This is a genomic window from Listeria valentina, assembly GCF_011800755.1.
Taxonomy (GTDB): Bacteria; Bacillota; Bacilli; order Lactobacillales; family Listeriaceae; genus Listeria; species Listeria valentina.
Genome location: NZ_JAATJW010000001.1, coordinates 74,471 through 92,199, shown reverse-complemented (window position 1 = coordinate 92,199; position 17,729 = coordinate 74,471). Strand labels below are relative to the sequence as shown.

General features: G+C 39.1%; 18 protein-coding genes. 16 read left to right on the top strand and 2 right to left on the bottom strand.

Translation table 11 applies throughout. The annotated features are described in order from the left end of the window. Nucleotides 1-5: 5 nt before the first annotated feature. Nucleotides 6-470 (top strand): S-ribosylhomocysteine lyase, encoded by a 465-nt coding sequence (locus tag HCK02_RS00455; protein WP_167628041.1) that lies wholly within the window; start codon nucleotides 6-8, stop codon nucleotides 468-470. Between the two features lie 38 nt (nucleotides 471-508). Here the strand turns inward: HCK02_RS00455 and HCK02_RS00450 are convergent, their stop codons facing one another. Continuing rightward, entirely contained in the window at nucleotides 509-2,386 is a 1,878-nt protein-coding gene (locus HCK02_RS00450) for an acyltransferase family protein (RefSeq protein WP_167628039.1), read from the bottom strand. A 481-nt stretch (nucleotides 2,387-2,867) separates the two neighbouring features. On the opposite strand from HCK02_RS00450, the gene HCK02_RS00445 reads away from it, so the two are divergent. The 6 genes from HCK02_RS00445 to glnA all read left to right on the top strand — a co-directional run bounded on the left by HCK02_RS00445 (nucleotide 2,868) and on the right by glnA (nucleotide 9,181). Next, nucleotides 2,868-4,553: a glycerol-3-phosphate dehydrogenase/oxidase gene (locus HCK02_RS00445; RefSeq protein ID WP_167628037.1), complete on the top strand. Its 1,686-nt coding sequence runs from the start codon at nucleotides 2,868-2,870 to the stop codon at nucleotides 4,551-4,553. Nucleotides 4,554-4,703: 150 nt separating this feature from the next. Beyond that, the gene (miaA, locus tag HCK02_RS00440; RefSeq protein ID WP_167628035.1) at nucleotides 4,704-5,639 is read left to right on the top strand and encodes a tRNA (adenosine(37)-N6)-dimethylallyltransferase MiaA; all 936 of its coding nucleotides are present in this window, start codon (nucleotides 4,704-4,706) and stop codon (nucleotides 5,637-5,639) included. A gap of 87 nt (nucleotides 5,640-5,726) precedes the next feature. Further along, nucleotides 5,727-5,957 carry an RNA chaperone Hfq gene (gene hfq / locus HCK02_RS00435; RefSeq protein WP_167628033.1) on the top strand — a complete coding sequence of 77 codons (231 nt, stop codon included), beginning with the start codon at nucleotides 5,727-5,729 and terminating at the stop codon, nucleotides 5,955-5,957. A 118-nt stretch (nucleotides 5,958-6,075) separates the two neighbouring features. Beyond that, on the top strand, nucleotides 6,076-7,278 hold the full coding sequence (locus HCK02_RS00430) for a methionine gamma-lyase family protein (protein ID WP_425482823.1): 1,203 nt from the start codon (nucleotides 6,076-6,078) through the stop codon (nucleotides 7,276-7,278). A 133-nt stretch (nucleotides 7,279-7,411) separates the two neighbouring features. After that, on the top strand, nucleotides 7,412-7,780 hold the full coding sequence (locus HCK02_RS00425; protein WP_167628103.1) for a MerR family transcriptional regulator: 369 nt from the start codon (nucleotides 7,412-7,414) through the stop codon (nucleotides 7,778-7,780). Between the two features lie 66 nt (nucleotides 7,781-7,846). Then, nucleotides 7,847-9,181: a type I glutamate--ammonia ligase gene (gene glnA, locus HCK02_RS00420; RefSeq protein ID WP_167628029.1), complete on the top strand. Its 1,335-nt coding sequence runs from the start codon at nucleotides 7,847-7,849 to the stop codon at nucleotides 9,179-9,181. Nucleotides 9,182-9,266: 85 nt separating this feature from the next. On the opposite strand, the gene lexA is transcribed toward glnA, so the two are convergent. Then, nucleotides 9,267-9,881, bottom strand: a complete 615-nt coding sequence (gene lexA / locus HCK02_RS00415; protein ID WP_115752326.1) for a transcriptional repressor LexA — start codon at nucleotides 9,879-9,881, stop codon at nucleotides 9,267-9,269. A gap of 154 nt (nucleotides 9,882-10,035) precedes the next feature. Here lexA and yneA point away from each other — a divergent pair, with 154 nt between their 5' ends. The 9 genes from yneA (at nucleotide 10,036) to nirD (ending at nucleotide 17,725) form a co-directional block, all read left to right on the top strand. Then, on the top strand, nucleotides 10,036-10,365 hold the full coding sequence (gene yneA, locus HCK02_RS00410) for a cell division suppressor protein YneA (RefSeq protein WP_167628027.1): 330 nt from the start codon (nucleotides 10,036-10,038) through the stop codon (nucleotides 10,363-10,365). Between the two features lie 108 nt (nucleotides 10,366-10,473). Continuing rightward, nucleotides 10,474-10,701 (top strand): DUF896 domain-containing protein, encoded by a 228-nt coding sequence (locus HCK02_RS00405; protein ID WP_167628025.1) that lies wholly within the window; start codon nucleotides 10,474-10,476, stop codon nucleotides 10,699-10,701. A gap of 130 nt (nucleotides 10,702-10,831) precedes the next feature. Beyond that, a complete protein-coding gene (gene tkt / locus HCK02_RS00400; RefSeq protein ID WP_167628023.1) occupies nucleotides 10,832-12,829 on the top strand; it encodes a transketolase in 1,998 nt (665 codons plus the stop codon). A 129-nt stretch (nucleotides 12,830-12,958) separates the two neighbouring features. Beyond that, nucleotides 12,959-13,201, top strand: coding sequence for a YneF family protein (locus HCK02_RS00395; RefSeq protein WP_115752330.1), 243 nt, complete (start codon nucleotides 12,959-12,961; stop codon nucleotides 13,199-13,201). 245 nt (nucleotides 13,202-13,446) lie between these two features. Then, nucleotides 13,447-13,647: a hypothetical protein gene (locus tag HCK02_RS00390; RefSeq protein ID WP_167628021.1), complete on the top strand. Its 201-nt coding sequence runs from the start codon at nucleotides 13,447-13,449 to the stop codon at nucleotides 13,645-13,647. Between the two features lie 78 nt (nucleotides 13,648-13,725). Next, complete coding sequence (locus tag HCK02_RS00385; RefSeq protein WP_167628019.1) at nucleotides 13,726-14,478, top strand: sirohydrochlorin chelatase; 753 nt, start codon at nucleotides 13,726-13,728, stop codon at nucleotides 14,476-14,478. Next, a complete protein-coding gene (locus HCK02_RS00380; protein WP_167628017.1) occupies nucleotides 14,462-14,905 on the top strand; it encodes a precorrin-2 dehydrogenase/sirohydrochlorin ferrochelatase family protein in 444 nt (147 codons plus the stop codon). The genes HCK02_RS00385 and HCK02_RS00380 overlap by 17 nt, the downstream gene beginning before the upstream one ends. Nucleotides 14,906-15,002: 97 nt before the next feature. After that, nucleotides 15,003-17,417, top strand: coding sequence for a nitrite reductase large subunit NirB (gene nirB / locus HCK02_RS00375; protein ID WP_167628015.1), 2,415 nt, complete (start codon nucleotides 15,003-15,005; stop codon nucleotides 17,415-17,417). Then, nucleotides 17,408-17,725, top strand: a complete 318-nt coding sequence (nirD, locus tag HCK02_RS00370) for a nitrite reductase small subunit NirD (protein ID WP_167628101.1) — start codon at nucleotides 17,408-17,410, stop codon at nucleotides 17,723-17,725. The genes nirB and nirD overlap by 10 nt, the downstream gene beginning before the upstream one ends. Nucleotides 17,726-17,729 lie beyond the last annotated feature (4 nt).

Sequence of the window (17,729 nt, the reverse complement as noted above, 5' to 3'; positions counted from 1 at the left end):
TTTTTATGAGTGAAAAAATGAATGTAGAAAGTTTTAATTTAGATCACACGAAGGTGAAGGCGCCCTACGTGAGGCTTGCTGGGGTGAAAAAGGGTCTCAACGGAGATGAAATTTATAAATATGACGTGCGTTTCAAGCAACCCAACAAAGCGCATATGGAAATGCCGGCACTTCATTCACTTGAGCATTTGATGGCAGAGCTTTCGAGGAACCACTCGGATAAAGTGGTAGATATTAGTCCGATGGGATGTCAGACAGGATTTTACGTTTCCATGATTAATCATGACAATTATGAGGACTTTCTCCGAATTTTAGAAGCGACACTTAAGGACTGTCTTGTGCAAAATGAAGTACCAGCATGTAATGAAGTGCAGTGCGGATTTGCGGCAAGTCATAGTTTAGAAGGTGCAAAAGAACTAGCCCGTGAATTTTTAGATGAACGAGAAAATTGGCAGCATATCTTTGCGTAAAAAAACGCTTTTCCAGCAACGAGCTGGAAAAGCGTTTTTTATTTTTTGATTGTTTGCATGAGCAAATTCACATAAGCTTGCGCGCCTTCTTTTTTCAAATGTACACCGTCTGGTTCAAAGTAGCTGCTGTTGACTTTAGCAAGCGAGTACCAATTGACGACAGTTAAATTTGGATAATTTTCAGCTGCAGCATTAATCGCTGCATTAACTTCTTGTTCCCAACCACGTGGAACACGAGAGTTTACAAAGTAGATATTTGCCTGATCGAACTGATCTAATAAACGATTTAATTGTTTTTCAGTAAATGGTCCATTGGTTCCAAGCTCGATAATTACTGCGCTATCACTCGTGTTATATTTTTTATAACTTGATGCAAGGTCGATCGCATCAGATAATTGTCTACCAATTTTTCCGTCAATTGTTACATTTGGAACGGTTTCTTTTAAATAGGGTTCAATGTCAATCATAATCGAATCGCCTAGAGCTAGTGTTTGCTTATAAGGATAAGGCTGCTCTTTTTTTGGAGGGACAGTTGCTTGATTAGGTTTGTTTTCTGGTTTGTTTTGCTGCGCTCCATTATTGGATGTTTCCGATTTGTTTTTTGTATCTTGTTTTTCCTTCTTCGGAGGGACTTTTGTTTGCTCGCCATGATTGGAACTTTTCACTTCTGTTTTTTTCGTTTCGGCTTTTGTTTCGGTAGATAAAATGCCAGTCATTCCGAGTGCAAAAGTGCCGATTGAGAGGACGAGGACGAAAATGGATGCCCAAAGTCCAACGGGTTTATTTTTAAAGACAAAATAATTTTTGTAGCGGAATGAACGAATAAAATTGAAAAAGCCATGTTTGCGAATAGGCGTTTCCAAATAACGATACGAAAGTTCAGCAATAATGAAAGTTGCTGCAACTTGTAAGATCGGTCGAATGATACTTAGTTGGCCGATTTCAGTTACAGGCGTAGTGAGCGTAATAATGGGATAGTGCCATAAGTATATACCGTAAGAACGTGTTCCGATCCAGCGAAGTGGCTTAAGACTAAATACACGGCTTAAGTAACAAGATGGATGCGAAATCGTTGCTATCATCACTACTCCGAGAAGAGCGACTAAAAAGAGGCCGCCACGATAGAGAAAAGTTTGATATTCATTTAAAGCATAAACAAAGACAAAGAATAAGATAACGCTGATAGTTCCTGCAATATTCAGTGTGAGCCGACTTTTAGCCGGTATTTTAGGACTGAGTCGATTGAAAGGCCATAAAAAAGCAAGGGCACAACCACTGAGTAAATCAAATAAGCGAGTGTCGGTGCCATAGTAGACGCGGCTTGGATCGCTACCAGGTGTGTAAAGAATACCCATTAAGATCGCAGATAGCAGGGCAAGGATAATAATAGTTCGTAATAGCCATTTTGGATTCTTGATGAAACGGAGGAATCCATATAGGAAAAGCGGCCAGATTAAATAGAATTGCTCTTCAATCGCAAGAGACCACAAGTTTTTCAGTGGGGAGGGAACTCCGAATGAATCAAAATAAGAAACATTGTGGAAGATAAACCACCAATTGCTCACATAGAAAAAAGAAGCAATGCTATCTCCGCGAAGGTTATGCAGTAAATCACGATTGAATAGAACTGCAAAAATAACAACGCAGATGATCATAAAATAAGCGGCCGGAAATAATCGTCGAAAGCGTCTAAGCCAGAATTGTTTCAAATCAATGGTATTTTTAGTTTCCCATTGTGTCAGCAAAATATTTGTAATTAAATAACCAGATAATACGAAAAATATGTCAACGCCAATAAAACCACCCTTGGCCCAAGAAAAATTCAAATGGTAAGCAATGACTGCTAGAACGGCCAATGCGCGAAGCCCGTCAATACTCGGCACGTATTTCCTACTGTAACGAGCAGTTCTTTTCAAAATAACATCTCCCAATCCAGTAATTTCAAATTAAGTAATTTTTAAGTCACAATCAATAATACCACAGAAGCGGGATACTGTAACGGATAAAGGTGTTATTTTTAACATTTTGAGACCTTAGATATAAAAAAGGAAAATCCACCTAAAATAAAGCGCTTTTAAACATTGCATTTGGGTTGTTTATTGCTATTCCGCGCCTTTTGCTAGTTCCATTTTACTATAAAATTTTACAGAAGATTTTTTCTAAGACAAAATACTTTCTCTTTCTTGGAAAATTGGTTATAATGGGTACAAGTTAATAGTTAAATTGTCTATTTGAGATTAGAGAGACTGCAAGCGACGAGTAATTCGTCTGTTTTGTGGTCTCTTTTTTTCTGTTCGCGTAAGCTTTACTTTGTTTTTGCGTTTCAAAAGGAGCATTTGGTGGAAAAAGGCGAATAGATCAGTAGATGCGTTAACAAGATATGAAGGGGGAAAAAACATGGTACAATTATTTTCAGCTTTTGACAGAGAAACGATCGAAAGAAAAATGCAAGATGAGAAATTTGATGTTGTAATCATCGGCGGAGGCATTACAGGAGCAGGGATCGCATTAGACGCCGTTTCACGTGGAATGACAGTTGCTCTTGTTGAGATGAATGACTTTGCTAGCGGAACATCAAGCCGTTCTACAAAGCTTGTACATGGCGGTTTGCGCTATCTACAACAGTTTGAAGTAAAAGAAGTTGCAGAACTTGGGAAAGAACGAGCGATCGTGTATGAAAATGGACCTCACGTCACGACTCCAGAATGGATGATGCTTCCATTCCATAAAGGCGGAAATATGGGGAAACTCACGGCTTCTGCTGGTATTCGGCTTTATGACTACTTAGCAGGTGTAAAAAAAAGCGAGCGACGTAAAATTTTGTCGAAAGCAGAAACGCTTTCTAAAAATCCGTTTGTAAAAAAAGATGGTTTGAAAGGATCCGGTTATTATGTAGAATATCGGACTGACGACGCGCGACTAACGATTGAAGTGATGAAAAAAGCTGTAGAGCTCGGTGCAAAAGCAATTAATTATACGAAAGCTGAACAATTTATTTATGATGATAAACGCCAAGTTTCTGGCGTGACGGTGACAGACCGACTTTCTGGAAAAGTGTATGATATTTATGGACATCGTGTGATTAATGCTGCCGGCCCATGGGTAGATAAAGTTCGTAAGCTTGACTATTCGCACAACAATAAACATTTGCGTTTAACTAAAGGGATTCACTTAGTTATTGATAAGAAAAAATTCCCAATGGAACAAGCTGTTTATTTTGATACACCAGACGGACGAATGGTGTTTGCGATTCCACGTGATAAAAAGGTATATGTCGGAACAACGGACACTTTTTATGATGAATCGCCAATCAATCCAAAAGCACTTGAATCCGATCACAATTATGTCATTAAAGCCATCAACTATATGTTCCCAGATGTACATGTGACGGAAAAAGATGTAGAATCGAGCTGGGCAGGTGTTAGACCGCTTATCTATGAAGAAGGAAAGGACCCATCTGAAATTTCTCGGAAGGATGAAGTTTGGTTTTCGGATAGCGGCTTGATCACAATGGCTGGTGGTAAATTGACAGGTTACCGGAAAATGGCTGAAAAACTTCTGGATGATATTTCGAAAGACTTAAGTAAAGAAACTGGGAAAACATTCAAAGCGGTGCAAACGAAACATTTACCAATTTCTGGCGGAGATATCGGTGGCTCAGAAAACTTGGAAAGCTTTATTGACAAGAAAGCTAAAGAAGCAATTAACCGTTTTGGATGGTCACTTGAAGAAGCGCGTGAAGTGGTAAAACGATTTGGAACAAATATCGACCAACTGTTTACTTATGCGCAAGAACATAAGGAAAAAGGAATGGATACACTACCAAATAGTTTATATGCTGAGCTGCACTACTCGATTTATCATGAATCGGTCATCGATCCAGTTGATTTCTTACTCAGAAGAACCGGCTATTTACTTTTCGATATGCCTTATCTACTAGAATGGAAAGACGAAGTATTTGAAGAAATGAATCGGTTATTCCATTGGGACGAGAAAACACGAGAAAAATTACAAGCAGAATTAGATACACAAATTAAAGATGCTCGTGAACCCGCAGATTGGCATGACCGAAAAAGCAAATAAATGACAAAAGACATAGAAAAGCGCGAGCACGTTCCCAAGTTGAATGAGGAACGTGCTTTTGCGTTAGACAAGCATTGTTAGGCAAAAAAGAGTTCCCAAGCCGTCGTTTTCATGATAAATTAGTAGTAGACGAAAAGGAGGTTTTTTCGTTTGGCTAAAATACCAGTCATTGTTCTTGTCGGTCCGACTGCTGTTGGAAAAACCGAACTGAGTGTATCACTTGCTGAAAATTGGCAAGGGGAGATCATTAGCGGTGATTCTATGCAAGTTTATAAGGGGCTTGATATCGGAACAGCCAAAATTACGGAAAACGAAATGCGTGGGATTCCTCATTATCTGATTGATGTTGTACAATCAAATGAATCTTTTTCAGCTTCAGCATTTCAAGATGAAACAAAAAAGAGAATTCGAATGATTCATTCAAAAGGCAAACTTCCTTTTGTCGTAGGTGGAACTGGCCTTTACATTCAATCGGTTTTTTACAATTATTCTTTTGGAAAAGCCTCTGAAGATCCTGAGTACCGGGCTCGGTTAGAAGAAATGGATGCGTCTAAGCTCCATAACTTATTGCTTGAGAAAGATCCGAAAAGTGCTGAGCAGATTCATTTGAATAATAAACGACGTGTAATTCGGGCGCTTGAAGTGATGGAACTCACTGGGAAACCTTTTAGTGAGTATCAAGTAGAAACGGAGCTGTCGGATGAATTTGAGCCTCTCTTTTTGGGACTTGAATTAGAGCGTTCTGTGCTTTACGACCGAATTAATCAACGTGTGGATCTGATGATGGACGCAGGATTAATCGAAGAAGCAAAAGCGTTATATGATCTGTCTTTGGGCGATGTACCTGCCACACGTGGGATCGGCTATAAAGAATTGTTTCAATATTTTGATGGAGAGCTTTCAAAAGAGGATGCGGCCGAATTGATCAAGAAAAATTCACGCCGTTTTGCAAAAAGGCAGATGACTTGGTTTAGGAACCGAATGAAGATTCACTGGATTCATGCACTAGAAGAATCAACTGAAAGACAAGCAAACGCTTGTATTAGTCGATTTTTAAAAGCAAATCTGTTTGATTCTTATAAATGAGGGTATAATTTTTAGAAATAGAAGACAATGTTCTTCTAGCAATCCTTTTTGTGTGATTGATTTTAAAGAGAGATAGGAGAGAGAAACATGAGCAAAGGTGGACAAGCGTTACAAGATCAATATTTAAATCAACTTCGTAAGGAGAAAATTCTAGCTACGGTATTCTTAACAAACGGCTTCCAACTACGTGGACGTGTCGTAAGCTTTGATAATTTTACGGTGCTTCTTGATGTTGAGGGCAAACAACAACTCGTTTTCAAACATGCGATTTCAACATTTTCGCCACAAAAAAACGTAACCCTTAGCCAAGAAGATTAAAAAATAAAGCTTAAAAGGCAGGTTTCTCCTGCCTTTTTTTGTGTTGAATCACAGAAAAAGCGAGAAAGGAAAACGAATGAACGAAAAAGTGAGAAAGCTAAAGCAACAAGCTGAAGAAATGATTCAAGAATGGAATGAAGAAACGGACCAAATTGCAGAAGAAAATCAAGCTAAAGTTCTCGCTGCATTTCGAGACAATAAAGTGAGCGATTTTCATTTTAATCCATCAACAGGTTATGGTTACGATGATGAAGGGCGCGATACACTTGAACGCGTTTATCGCTCCGTTTTTCATGCGGAAGCAGCGATTGTGCGTCCGCAGTTAATTTCAGGAACACATGCAATCAGTACAGCGCTATTTGGGGTGCTTCGCCCGGGTGATGAACTAATCTATATAACAGGGGCACCATACGACACATTAGAAGAAATTGTTGGTGTTCGCGGACAAACAGGAAATGGTTCGCTACGTGACTTCAACATTCATTATGAAGCGATCCTGCTTTCTAATAATCAAGTGGACTGGCAAATGGTGAAGCAAAAAATGTCGAATAAGACAAAAATGATCGGGATCCAGCGTTCGAAAGGCTATGCAGAGCGTGATTCTTTTTCAGTTGCTGAAATTGAGGAGATGATTCGTTTTGTGAAATCCCTTTATCCAGATGTGATTGTCTTTGTCGACAATTGCTACGGAGAGTTTGTAGAACCACTTGAGCCAACAGATGTTGGGGCTGATTTAATTGCAGGCTCTTTGATTAAAAATCCGGGAGGTGGACTTGCGAAAATTGGTGGTTACTTAGCCGGAAGGCAAGATTTGATTGATCTTTGTGGATACAGGTTAACAACCCCTGGTATTGGACTTGAAGCTGGGGCATCGCTTTATAGCCTGCTTGAAATGTATCAAGGTTTCTTTTTAGCTCCACATGTTGTTGCACAGGCCGTAAAAGGAGCACGCTTTACAGCTGCGCTTCTTGAACTTTGTGGAATTGAAACAAAGCCGAAATGGAATGTAAAACGAACGGATTTAATCCAAAGTGTATCTTTTAAGGAGCAAGCGCAAATGGTAACTTTTGCTCAAGCTATTCAAAAGTTTTCTCCAGTTAATGCGCATGTGCTTCCAGTAGGTGCTTATATGCCAGGTTATGAAAATGATGTGATCATGGCAGCAGGGACCTTTATTCAAGGCGCAAGTCTTGAACTTACAGCAGATGGGCCAATCCGTCCGCCTTATGAACTTTATGTTCAAGGCGGTTTAACCTATGAACATGTTAAAATTGCTGTTTCAGAAGCGGTGAATGAGCTATTTTCAGATGAACCTTACTAAGTTTAATGCGAGCAAATGTTGCTCGCATTTTTTATCGAAAAAACAATGTTAGATAATCTTACATAAATTTGACAAAAGAAATGACATCCTATATAATTCAACTATCCTAAAAAGATGGAGGGAATGATTGGCTATGGGTGAGAAGGAAATACGTAGATCTATGCCGCTTTTTCCGATCGGTCCAGTAATGAAACTAACCAACTTGACTGCCAGACAAATTCGCTATTATGAAGATCAAGGCTTAATACATCCAGCGAGGAATGAAGGAAATCACCGCCACTATTCTTTGCAGGATATTGATACACTACTTGAAATCAAAGATTACTTAAATGATGGATTAAACATTGCGGGAATCAAGAAAATGTACAAAATGAAAGAACAAGAAGCGAAGGTTCCGCTAACAGACGATGATGTTCGTAAAATCTTGCGAAAAGAAATGCAACAAGCGGGTCGCTTTGTAAAGGAAACTGATATTCGAAAGAGTCAATATCCAAAGCTTTAAGATTGTCGAAATCGGTATTTACTTTTTTAAAAAGTTGATATAAAAAATGATTCGGGAGGACTTACTATGGCAAAATATACAAAAGAAGACATTTTCCACTTCGCAGATGAACAAAATGTAAAATTTATTCGTCTACAATTCACTGACATTCTTGGAATAATCAAAAATGTAGAAATCCCAGTTAGCCAACTAGAGAAAGCGTTAGATAACAAAATGATGTTTGATGGATCATCGATTGAGGGATTTGTACGTATTGAAGAATCGGATATGTACCTATGCCCAGATTTAGATACATGGGTAGTATTCCCTTGGACAGCCGAAAAAGGAAAAGTTGCTCGTATGATTTGCGATATTTATAATCCAGATATGACACCTTTCTCAGGAGATCCTCGTGCGAATTTAAAGCGTGTTCTTGAAGAGATGCACGAGTTAGGTTTTACTGATTTTAATTTAGGGCCTGAACCAGAATTTTTCCTATTCAAATTGGATGAAAACCGTAAGCCTACGCTTGAACTCAACGATTCAGGTGGCTATTTTGATTTAGCACCAACAGATCTTGGCGAAAATTGTCGCCGTGATATTGTTCTTGAATTAGAAGAAATGGGATTTGAAATTGAAGCTTCTCACCATGAAGTGGCTCCTGGTCAACACGAAATTGATTTTAAATATGAAGATGCAATCACTGCTTGTGACAACATCCAAACTTTTAAACTCGTTGTCAAAACGATTGCTAGAAAACATGGCTTGCATGCAACCTTTATGCCGAAACCGTTATTTGGAGTAAATGGCTCAGGCATGCACTTTAATATGTCGCTTTTCAAAGGAAAAGAAAATGCTTTTTATGATAAAGATGGCGAGTTGCAATTAAGTGAGACAGCTTATCAATTCCTAGCGGGTATGATGAAGCACGCAAGGGGCTATACCGCAATTACGAATCCAACGATCAATTCATATAAACGCCTTGTTCCAGGTTATGAAGCGCCTTGCTATATCGCATGGAGTGGGAAAAACCGCAGTCCACTTATCCGAGTTCCAAACTCTCGCGGATTAAGCACACGTCTTGAACTTCGTAGTGTCGATCCTTCCGCAAATCCTTATCTTGCAATGGCTGTTCTTCTTAAAGCTGGACTTGATGGGATAAAAAATAATCTAACGCCAGTAGCTCCAGTTGATCGCAATATCTATGGAATGGATGAAGAGGAACGTCATCAAGCTGGAATTTATGACCTCCCGGAAAGCCTTTCTCTTGCGATGAAAGAACTTTCAAAGGATGAAGCCGTTCGTGACGGATTAGGAGAACATATTTTTGAACACTTCATTGAAGCAAAAGAAATTGAATGTGAAATGTTCCGAACAGCCGTTCACCCTTGGGAAAGAGATCAATACTTAGAAATTTATTAAAATAAAAGCAGCCATTCGTAAAGGGAATGGCTGCTTCTTTCTTTCAGATGAAAATAAAAAAAACGCCCATATTGCGGGCGTTTTTTTATCGTATGTCACGGAATAAACCAATAACTTTTCCAAGAATGGTTACATTATCCAAAATAATCGGCTCAAGACTGTCATTTTCAGGCTGCAAGCGGAAATGATTTTGTTCTTTAAAAAAACGTTTGCAAGTAGCTTCGTTTTCGTCAGTCATCGCAACAACAATTTCACCATTCGTTGCGTTGCTTTGTTTTCGAACAATAACACGGTCCCCATCAAGAATACCAGCATTGATCATACTCTCTCCATCTATTTCCAACATGAAAATATCTGTTTCGCTAGGCGCCATACTTTCAGGAAGCGGGAAATAATCTTCAATGTTTTCAACAGCAGTGATTGGCATCCCAGCAGTTACTTTACCAATTAATGGAATATTGACAACCGCAGGTGCAGGAATTTCGTCTTCCATTGAAAGAATTTCAATCGCACGTGGTTTCGTCGGATCTCGCCGAATCAAGCCTTTTGTTTCAAGTCTCGCTAGGTGTCCATGAACAGTTGAACTTGAAGCAAGTCCAACAGCTTCACCAATTTCACGGACGGATGGTGGATAGCCTTTTTCTTTCACTTCAGATTTAATAAATTCGTAAATGTCTTGTTGTCGTTTGGACAGTTTCATGGTCTCACCCCGTTATTTATAAATATTAACTAGGTTAAGTATAGCAAATCTTTTTGATAGATGCAAACAAAGGTTCGATTTTTTTATTGACAAAACCGAACAACTGTTCTATAATAATAAAAAAGCGAACATACATTCTTTCGGAGGGATAAAAATGACTGTTAAACAATTTTGGGATAAATATTATATTGCTGTTATTTTCGTTATTGTATCAATCGTGATGGGGGTTGTTTTTCTGTTTGTCACAAGTGCGACAGATCAGTCTAATTATTCAAAAGTGGATATTTTATCAGGGGATTCGCTTTGGCAATTAGCGGAGCGACATGCAGAAGAAGCTAAAATGGATAAAGCGAGCTTTGTTGCTTGGGTAGAAAAAAATAATAATCTAGATTCTAATGATATAAAGGCGGGGGAAAGTCTCGTTATTCCTGTAAAAGAAAAACAGATAAAAACGGATACAACTATTCAACTTGCAAATGAGTAATCCATAACAGACAAGAATGAATCATTCATGTATAATGAAGAAAGTAGTGAAAACTACTTTCTTTTTTGATGTTGTAGGGAGCTATTTTTTAAATAAAGGATGAGGATTATGCTAGAAAAAGCAAAAATTGATCGAATTAATGAACTTTCACGTAAAAAGAAATCGGAAGGGCTATCGGCAGAGGAAAAAATCGAGCAAGAAGCACTTCGAAAAGAATATGTGAAATCGTTTCGGTCACATATGCGTCAAACGATTGAAAATACGAAGATCATTGATCCAAATGGGAATGATATTACACCGCATAAAGTGAAAGAATTAAAACGCAAAAAGAAATAAATTTATCAAATGAGCAAAAACGCGCAAATGAACAAAAATAATGATCATTTACGCGTTTTTAGTTGAGTAATTCCTAGTTTAGGAATAAAATAAGATAGAGTTGATAATAAAACAAGAGAGGATGTTTCAATTGTTTGATAAAACAGATCAATTAGCGATTAACACAGTTCGTACTTTGTCAATTGATGCGATTCAAAAAGCCAACTCAGGTCATCCTGGTTTACCAATGGGAGCAGCACCAATGGCATACACATTATTTTCACGTGTTTTGAAAGCTAATCCAGCGAATTCGCATTGGTTTGACCGCGATCGTTTTGTACTTTCTGCAGGACACGGATCAATGCTATTATATAGCTTGCTTCATTTAAGTGGTTACAAGGTTAGTTTAGAAGACTTGAAAAATTTCCGCCAGTGGGGAAGTAAGACGCCTGGACATCCAGAGTTTGGTCATACTGATGGCGTCGATGCGACAACTGGACCGCTTGGACAAGGAATTGGGATGGCAGTTGGAATGGCGATGGCAGAACGCCACCTTGCTGGTCTATATAATAAAGATAACTTTAATATTGTTGACCATTATACGTTTGCTTTATGTGGTGATGGTGATTTAATGGAAGGTGTCTCTTCTGAAGCTTCTAGCTTTGCGGGACATCAAAAATTAGGTCGCTTGATTGTGCTCTATGATTCCAACAATATCTCGCTTGATGGTGATTTGGATCGTTCATTTTCTGAAAACGTCAAGGCGCGCTATGAAAGCTATGGTTGGGAACATCTTCTTGTTAAAGACGGAAATAATACCGATGAAATTCTTGCAGCGATCGAAAAAGCAAAAGAAAATACATCGCAACCTACTTTGATTGAAGTGAAAACGGTGATTGGTTTTGGAGCGCCGAATGCCGGAACAAATAAAGTACACGGTGCGCCACTTGGTGAAGAAGGTACTGAAGTGGCGAAGAAAGCTTACGGATGGGACTACAAAGAAACTTTCTATGTTCCGGATGAAGTATATGAACGCTTCGGTAAAACGATTGCGGATCGCGGTGCTAAAGCAGAAAAAGATTGGAGCGATTTATTCGTTTCTTACAAACAAGCATACCCTGAACTTGCGAAACAATTTGAACAAAGCGTGGATGGTGAATTGCCGAAAGACTTTGCTGCTGGATTTACGACTTATCATGAAGGTGATAAGGCGCTTGCAAGTCGTGCTTCGAGCGGAGAAGCAATCAATGCACTTGCTGAAAAAATTCCATACTTATTTGGAGGATCTGCTGATTTAGCAGGTTCGAACAATACAATGATTAAATCGGATGGCGAATTTACAATGGAACACCCAGAAAATCGTAATATATGGTTTGGTGTTCGCGAATTTGCTATGGGGACAATGCTAAACGGAATGGCTTTGCACCAAGGCTTAAAAGTTTATGGAGGGACATTCTTCGTGTTCTCGGACTACTTACGTGCTGCTATTCGGTTAGCTTCTCTTCAAAAACTACCGGTTACTTACGTGCTTACACATGACAGTGTGGCCGTTGGGGAAGATGGTCCAACACATGAACCGATTGAACAACTTGCTTCCTTGCGTGCGATGCCTGGCTTATCCGTGCTTCGTCCAGCTGATGGAAATGAAGTCAATGCGGCATGGAAAGTAGCGATTGAATCAAATGACAAACCACACGCACTCGTGCTTTCAAGACAAGGGCTTCCTGTTCTTAAAGGTAGCGATAAGCTTGCCGAAGAAGGAGTGAGAAAAGGAGCGTACGTGCTTTCAAAATCGAAGAAAGAAACTCCTGACGCGATTCTTTTAGCAAGTGGTTCAGAAGTTCATCTGGCAACAGAAGCGCAAGTGGCATTAGCTGATAAAGGAATTGATGTATCAGTGGTTTCTGTGCCTTCGTTCGATTTGTTTGAAGCACAATCTGCTGAATACAAAGAAAGCGTCTTACCAAACGGGGTTCGTAAACGTCTTGCTATCGAGATGGGGGCAAGCTTTGGTTGGGAACGTTATGTTGGTTTAGACGGAAAAGTGCTTGGAATTGATCGTTTTGGTGCTTCTGCTCCGGGCGAAACCGTTATTGAAAATTATGGTTTCACAGTAGAAAATATCGTAAAATTAGTCGAAACTCTTTAATTGGAAAAGTGGAAGTTAGGCTTGTACGGCTTAACTTCTGCTTTTTTGTTTGTAAAAAAAGAGTTGTTTGTTCAAGTTAAATCAAGTACAATAGAATAGGTATATTCGTTCAAGGAGGAGAAAGAAACTATGTGGATTTACATTCTTGTTGGTCTTGTGTGCTTGCTTGCTGGACTAGCTGGTGGCTTTTTTATTGCAAGACGCTACATGATGAACTATTTGAAAAATAATCCGCCCGTCAATGAGCAAATGCTTCAAATGATGATGGCGCAAATGGGACAAAAACCGTCTCAAAAGAAAATCAATCAAATGATGAATGCGATGAACAAACAATCTGAAAAAGAATTAAGCGGGAAGAAAAAGAAAAAATAAGCGACTAGTTATAGGGAGTTTGAGGTCTAGCACTTCGCGAACTGATATTATTTATTTTTCGTTGAACCTTTCTTGATTGTTTATTTAAGTATGAATCTGTGACACCGTTAGTTGTTGTAGTTAAACTACGACAACTAACGGTGTTTTTATGTTCTATAAGAGAAATTTTAAGTTTAGTTGTTGCTCTCTTTCTAATTTCTTAATTTTTAACCATTAAAATGAAGTTGAGAAGGAGGCAAAAGACAATGGAGGAGTTGGATTGGTATTTGTTTACCGGTTGTGGAGCGATTCTGTTACTACTTTTTGGGAATGCTGTTTTCCATTTTGGCATTCGTTCGAAGTATGGTTTTATCATGGTTGCCGGGAGCTGTATGATTTTTTTAGCGAGTCTAATAACACTTTTAATGCTTATTCATAATATTTGGGAACGAAACTTATTCATGTAAGATGAAAATCTAGGTGTTTCCCTAATGGTATTTTCATACATAAAAATTTATGATCAAACTTGAAAAAGAGGTGTCAAGATGGCAAAAACGGGTATTTTATTCGTGGCTCACGGGAGCAGGTCCCCGGAAAATAATCAAGCAATGAAAAATTTTGTCAAAGAAATAGCCAGTGAAGTTCCTTGTTATAAACAAAAATTGGCTTTTCTAGAAGGAAATGAAAAAACAATAGCTGACGGTGTTTGTGATTTAAAAGAAGCGGGCGTCAAACGAATTTTTGTAGCACCACTTTTACTCTTTACAGGAGTGCACGTCGATCAAGATATCCCCCGTGCAATTGATGCTATTAAGCAAAACGAGACAGAGTTAACTTTTCAAATTTTACCACCTCTTGCTGAAGCCAATGACGGACTCTTATCCATTCTTGAAAGTCGTATTCCTCAAGCTAATTCTAAAGAGCGAATGGTTGTTTTTCTAGTCGTTCATGGTTCTCTAAAATATCCAGCGATTGTTCAGCGTATGCATGAAATCACGGAAAAGTTAATTCAACAAACGAAAAAACAGGTAGAGTTTGGCTTTTTGCATGATGAGGAGACCTATTTAGAAAAATTAGTGCAAATGGATTTTTCAAAGATAGATCGACTTGTTATTTGCCCGTTTTTCTTAATGGAAAGTAGCTTTTTAGTCGGAAAAATTCGGCGTGAAGTACCAAAAGTGTTAGATACTCAGAGCGTTAACTATGAAATCACAAAGAGTCTTGCACTCGATTCGCGAATTGCGAAAGGAATTAGTTCGGAAATTCGAAAGGAGATTGAAAATGAGTTATTTGGTTAATTTGAGCTTAGCCGACAAGAAAGTTGTCGTTATTGGTGGCGGCAGGATTGCTGCACGAAAAGTTCGGCGCTTAACAGAACTTGATGATATACCAGATATTTTAGTTATTTCTCCTTGTTTTTGTTCGGATTTCCCAGAGCATTTCAAAATTGAAAAGAAACAGCGCGACTACCAAAAAAATGATTTGAAGGGGGCTCACCTAATATTTGCTTGTACTAACGATCAAGAAATCAACCAGAGAATTACGAACGATGCCGAATATTATCAATGGGTAAATGATGTCAGTTCGCCTGCAAACAGTGATTTTACTAATACCGGTTTGGTGAAAACGGGAGATTTTACTTTAGGCATTTCGCACCGCTTGAAAGATCCACGTGCGACTAAAACATTTTGTGAAGACTTAGAAAAACACTTCCTTTCGAAATAGGCATTTCCCTAATGTATCTGCTATTTCATTCGTGCTATTCTTTTGTTGCGAAGTTATCGAAGTGAATGTTCACTTTATCACAATAGGAGGATGACAGATGGAAAAAGAAAAGTTAGTACTAGTCGGTAATGGAATGGCAGGAGTCCGGACGATTGAAGAGATCCTTGAGCGAGATCCAGAGCGATATCAAATGACAATTATCGGTGAAGAAAAATATCCGAATTATAATCGAATTATGCTTTCCAATATTTTACAGAAAAAAACAACCATTGAAGAAATCATCACGAATCCATTTGACTGGTATGAAGAAATGGGAATCGAGCTTTTTATAAATAACCCAGCTACTCGGCTCGATACCAAAAAGAAAGAAATCGAGCTTCAAAACGGGGAAAAAATTTCTTATGATAAATGTATTTTGGCTACAGGCTCACGTGCATTCATTTTACCAATTTCTGGTTCCAACTTGGAAGGCGTTGCAGCTTTCAGAATCATTGAAGATACGGAAAAAATACTTGCTGCTACAAATACATATAAAAAAGCAGCGGTTATTGGTGGCGGTTTGCTCGGCCTCGAAGCTGCTAAAGGACTTGTCGATCAGGGAATGGATGTTACTGTCATCCATCTTGAAAATTGGTTGATGGAAACTCAATTGAATGAAAAAGCGGGCGCACTTTTGAAAGAAGATTTAGAGAAACAAGGCTTGAAGTTCCGCATGGGCGCTAAAACGGAAGAAATCCTTGGAGAAAAGCGTGTCACAGGTCTTCGTTTTGCGGATGGAACCGAGCTTGAGACAGATCTTGTCATCATGTCCATTGGGATTCGTCCAGAAACAACGCTTGCAAAAGATGCGGGACTTGACGTAAGACGAGGGATTTGCGTAGATGATTATTTGGCTACTAGTGATCCTTTTATTTTTTCTGTTGGGGAATGTGTCGAACATCGCGGGACTTGTTACGGCCTTGTGGCACCACTTTATGAACAAGCTAAGGTGCTTGCGGATTGGCTAACAGATCGCGAAACAAGTGGCTACGAAGGGAGCATGACTTATACAGCGCTGAAAGTTTCTGGATGTGATTTGTTTTCTGCCGGCTGTATCCAAGCTGGTGAAGATATTAAAACGATTGAAGCCTATGATGAGTGGAATCATTGCTATAAAAAAGTTTTCATCCAAGATAACCAAGTCATAGGGACAATCTTGTACGGGGATACGACAGAAGAAAATCGCTTTTTGAAATTGATTACGCAAAAACTAGATATCTCGGATTTGAATCCAATTGCTTTACTTGCTGCTGCAAATGGAGAAGAGGATGCGTCAAACGATGTGACCAGTTGGGATGATTCAGAAACCGTTTGTGGATGTAATGGTGTCTCAAAAGGGACGATTTTGCACGCAATTCAAGATAAAGAACTAACGAGCGTTGCCGATGTCACAAAGCATACCAAAGCAGGTGGCTCTTGCGGGAAATGTAAAGACAAAATTGCAGATTTACTAGGCTATGCACTCGGTGGAGAAGCGCCAGTGTCTTCTAAAGGAATTTGCGGCTGTACAGATTTAACACGTGATGAGATTGTGCTTAAAATCCATCAAAACGGTTTGAAATCTGTTGCGGAAGTCTATCAAGCATTGCACTTTAAAAATCCAGAAGGCTGCTCAAAATGTCGGCCGGCCATCAATTTTTACTTAAATGTTGCTTTTCCGAAGGAACATCAAGATGAAAAAGCCTCGAGATATGTCAATGAGCGTCTTTATGCGAATATCCAAAATGATGGTACTTATTCTGTGATTCCGCGCATGCGTGGTGGGAAAACGGATCCACAACAATTGCTTTTGATTGCGAAAGCAGCGGAGAAATATGATGTTCCCCTTGTTAAAATTACAGGGAGCCAGCGAATTGGCTTGTATGGGGTTAAAAAGCAAGATTTACCGAAGATTTGGAAGGATTTAGATATGAGTGCAGCAGAAGCCTATGCAAAAGCAGTTCGATCGGTCAAAACCTGTGTGGGCAAGAATTTTTGCCGATTTGGGACTCAAGATTCCATGGGCTTAGGTATCAAATTAGAGGAGCGCTATGAATTCATTGATACGCCACATAAATTTAAAATGGGTGTTTCAGCTTGCCCTCGGAGTTGTGCGGAAAGTTGCGTGAAAGATTTCGGCGTTATTGGTGTCGAAAATGGCTTCCAGATTTATATTGGTGGAAATGGCGGAACGACTGTGCAAGAAAGCCGCTTCCTTGCGACAGTAGAAACGGAAGAAGAAGTGATTGAGATTTGCGGTGCTTTTCTTGAATACTATAGAGAAACAGGGATTTATGCAGAGCGAACGGCACCTTGGATTGACCGGCTTGGGTTTGACCATGTGAAGGACGTTCTTTTAGACGAAGCAAAGCGAGCTGAATTGCTTGCGGATTTAGAACAAGCAGGAAAACGCGATGAGCCTTGGCGTCAAACGGTTCAAGACAAAGAGTTGCAACAAAAACTGTACACGGTGGGAAGCGGGGAATCCAAATGACGAAACAGAAAAAATTTATAGCAAATTTTGATGATTTACCTGAAAAGATGGGCTATGAATGTTTGATTGATGGAGAAAAATTGGCTGTATTCAGGTTAAACAATCAAGAAGTTCGTGTTATTAGTAATGTTTGTCCGCATAAGCAAGGCCCACTTGCTGAAGGAACGGTATCCGGAGAATTTGTTTTTTGTCCGCTACATGACTATAAAATTTCGCTGATAGACGGACAAGTTCAAGAACCAGATGAAGGCTGCGTTAAAACATATGATACTCAAATTGAAGATAAGAAAGTTTATGTATGGGTGTAAACGA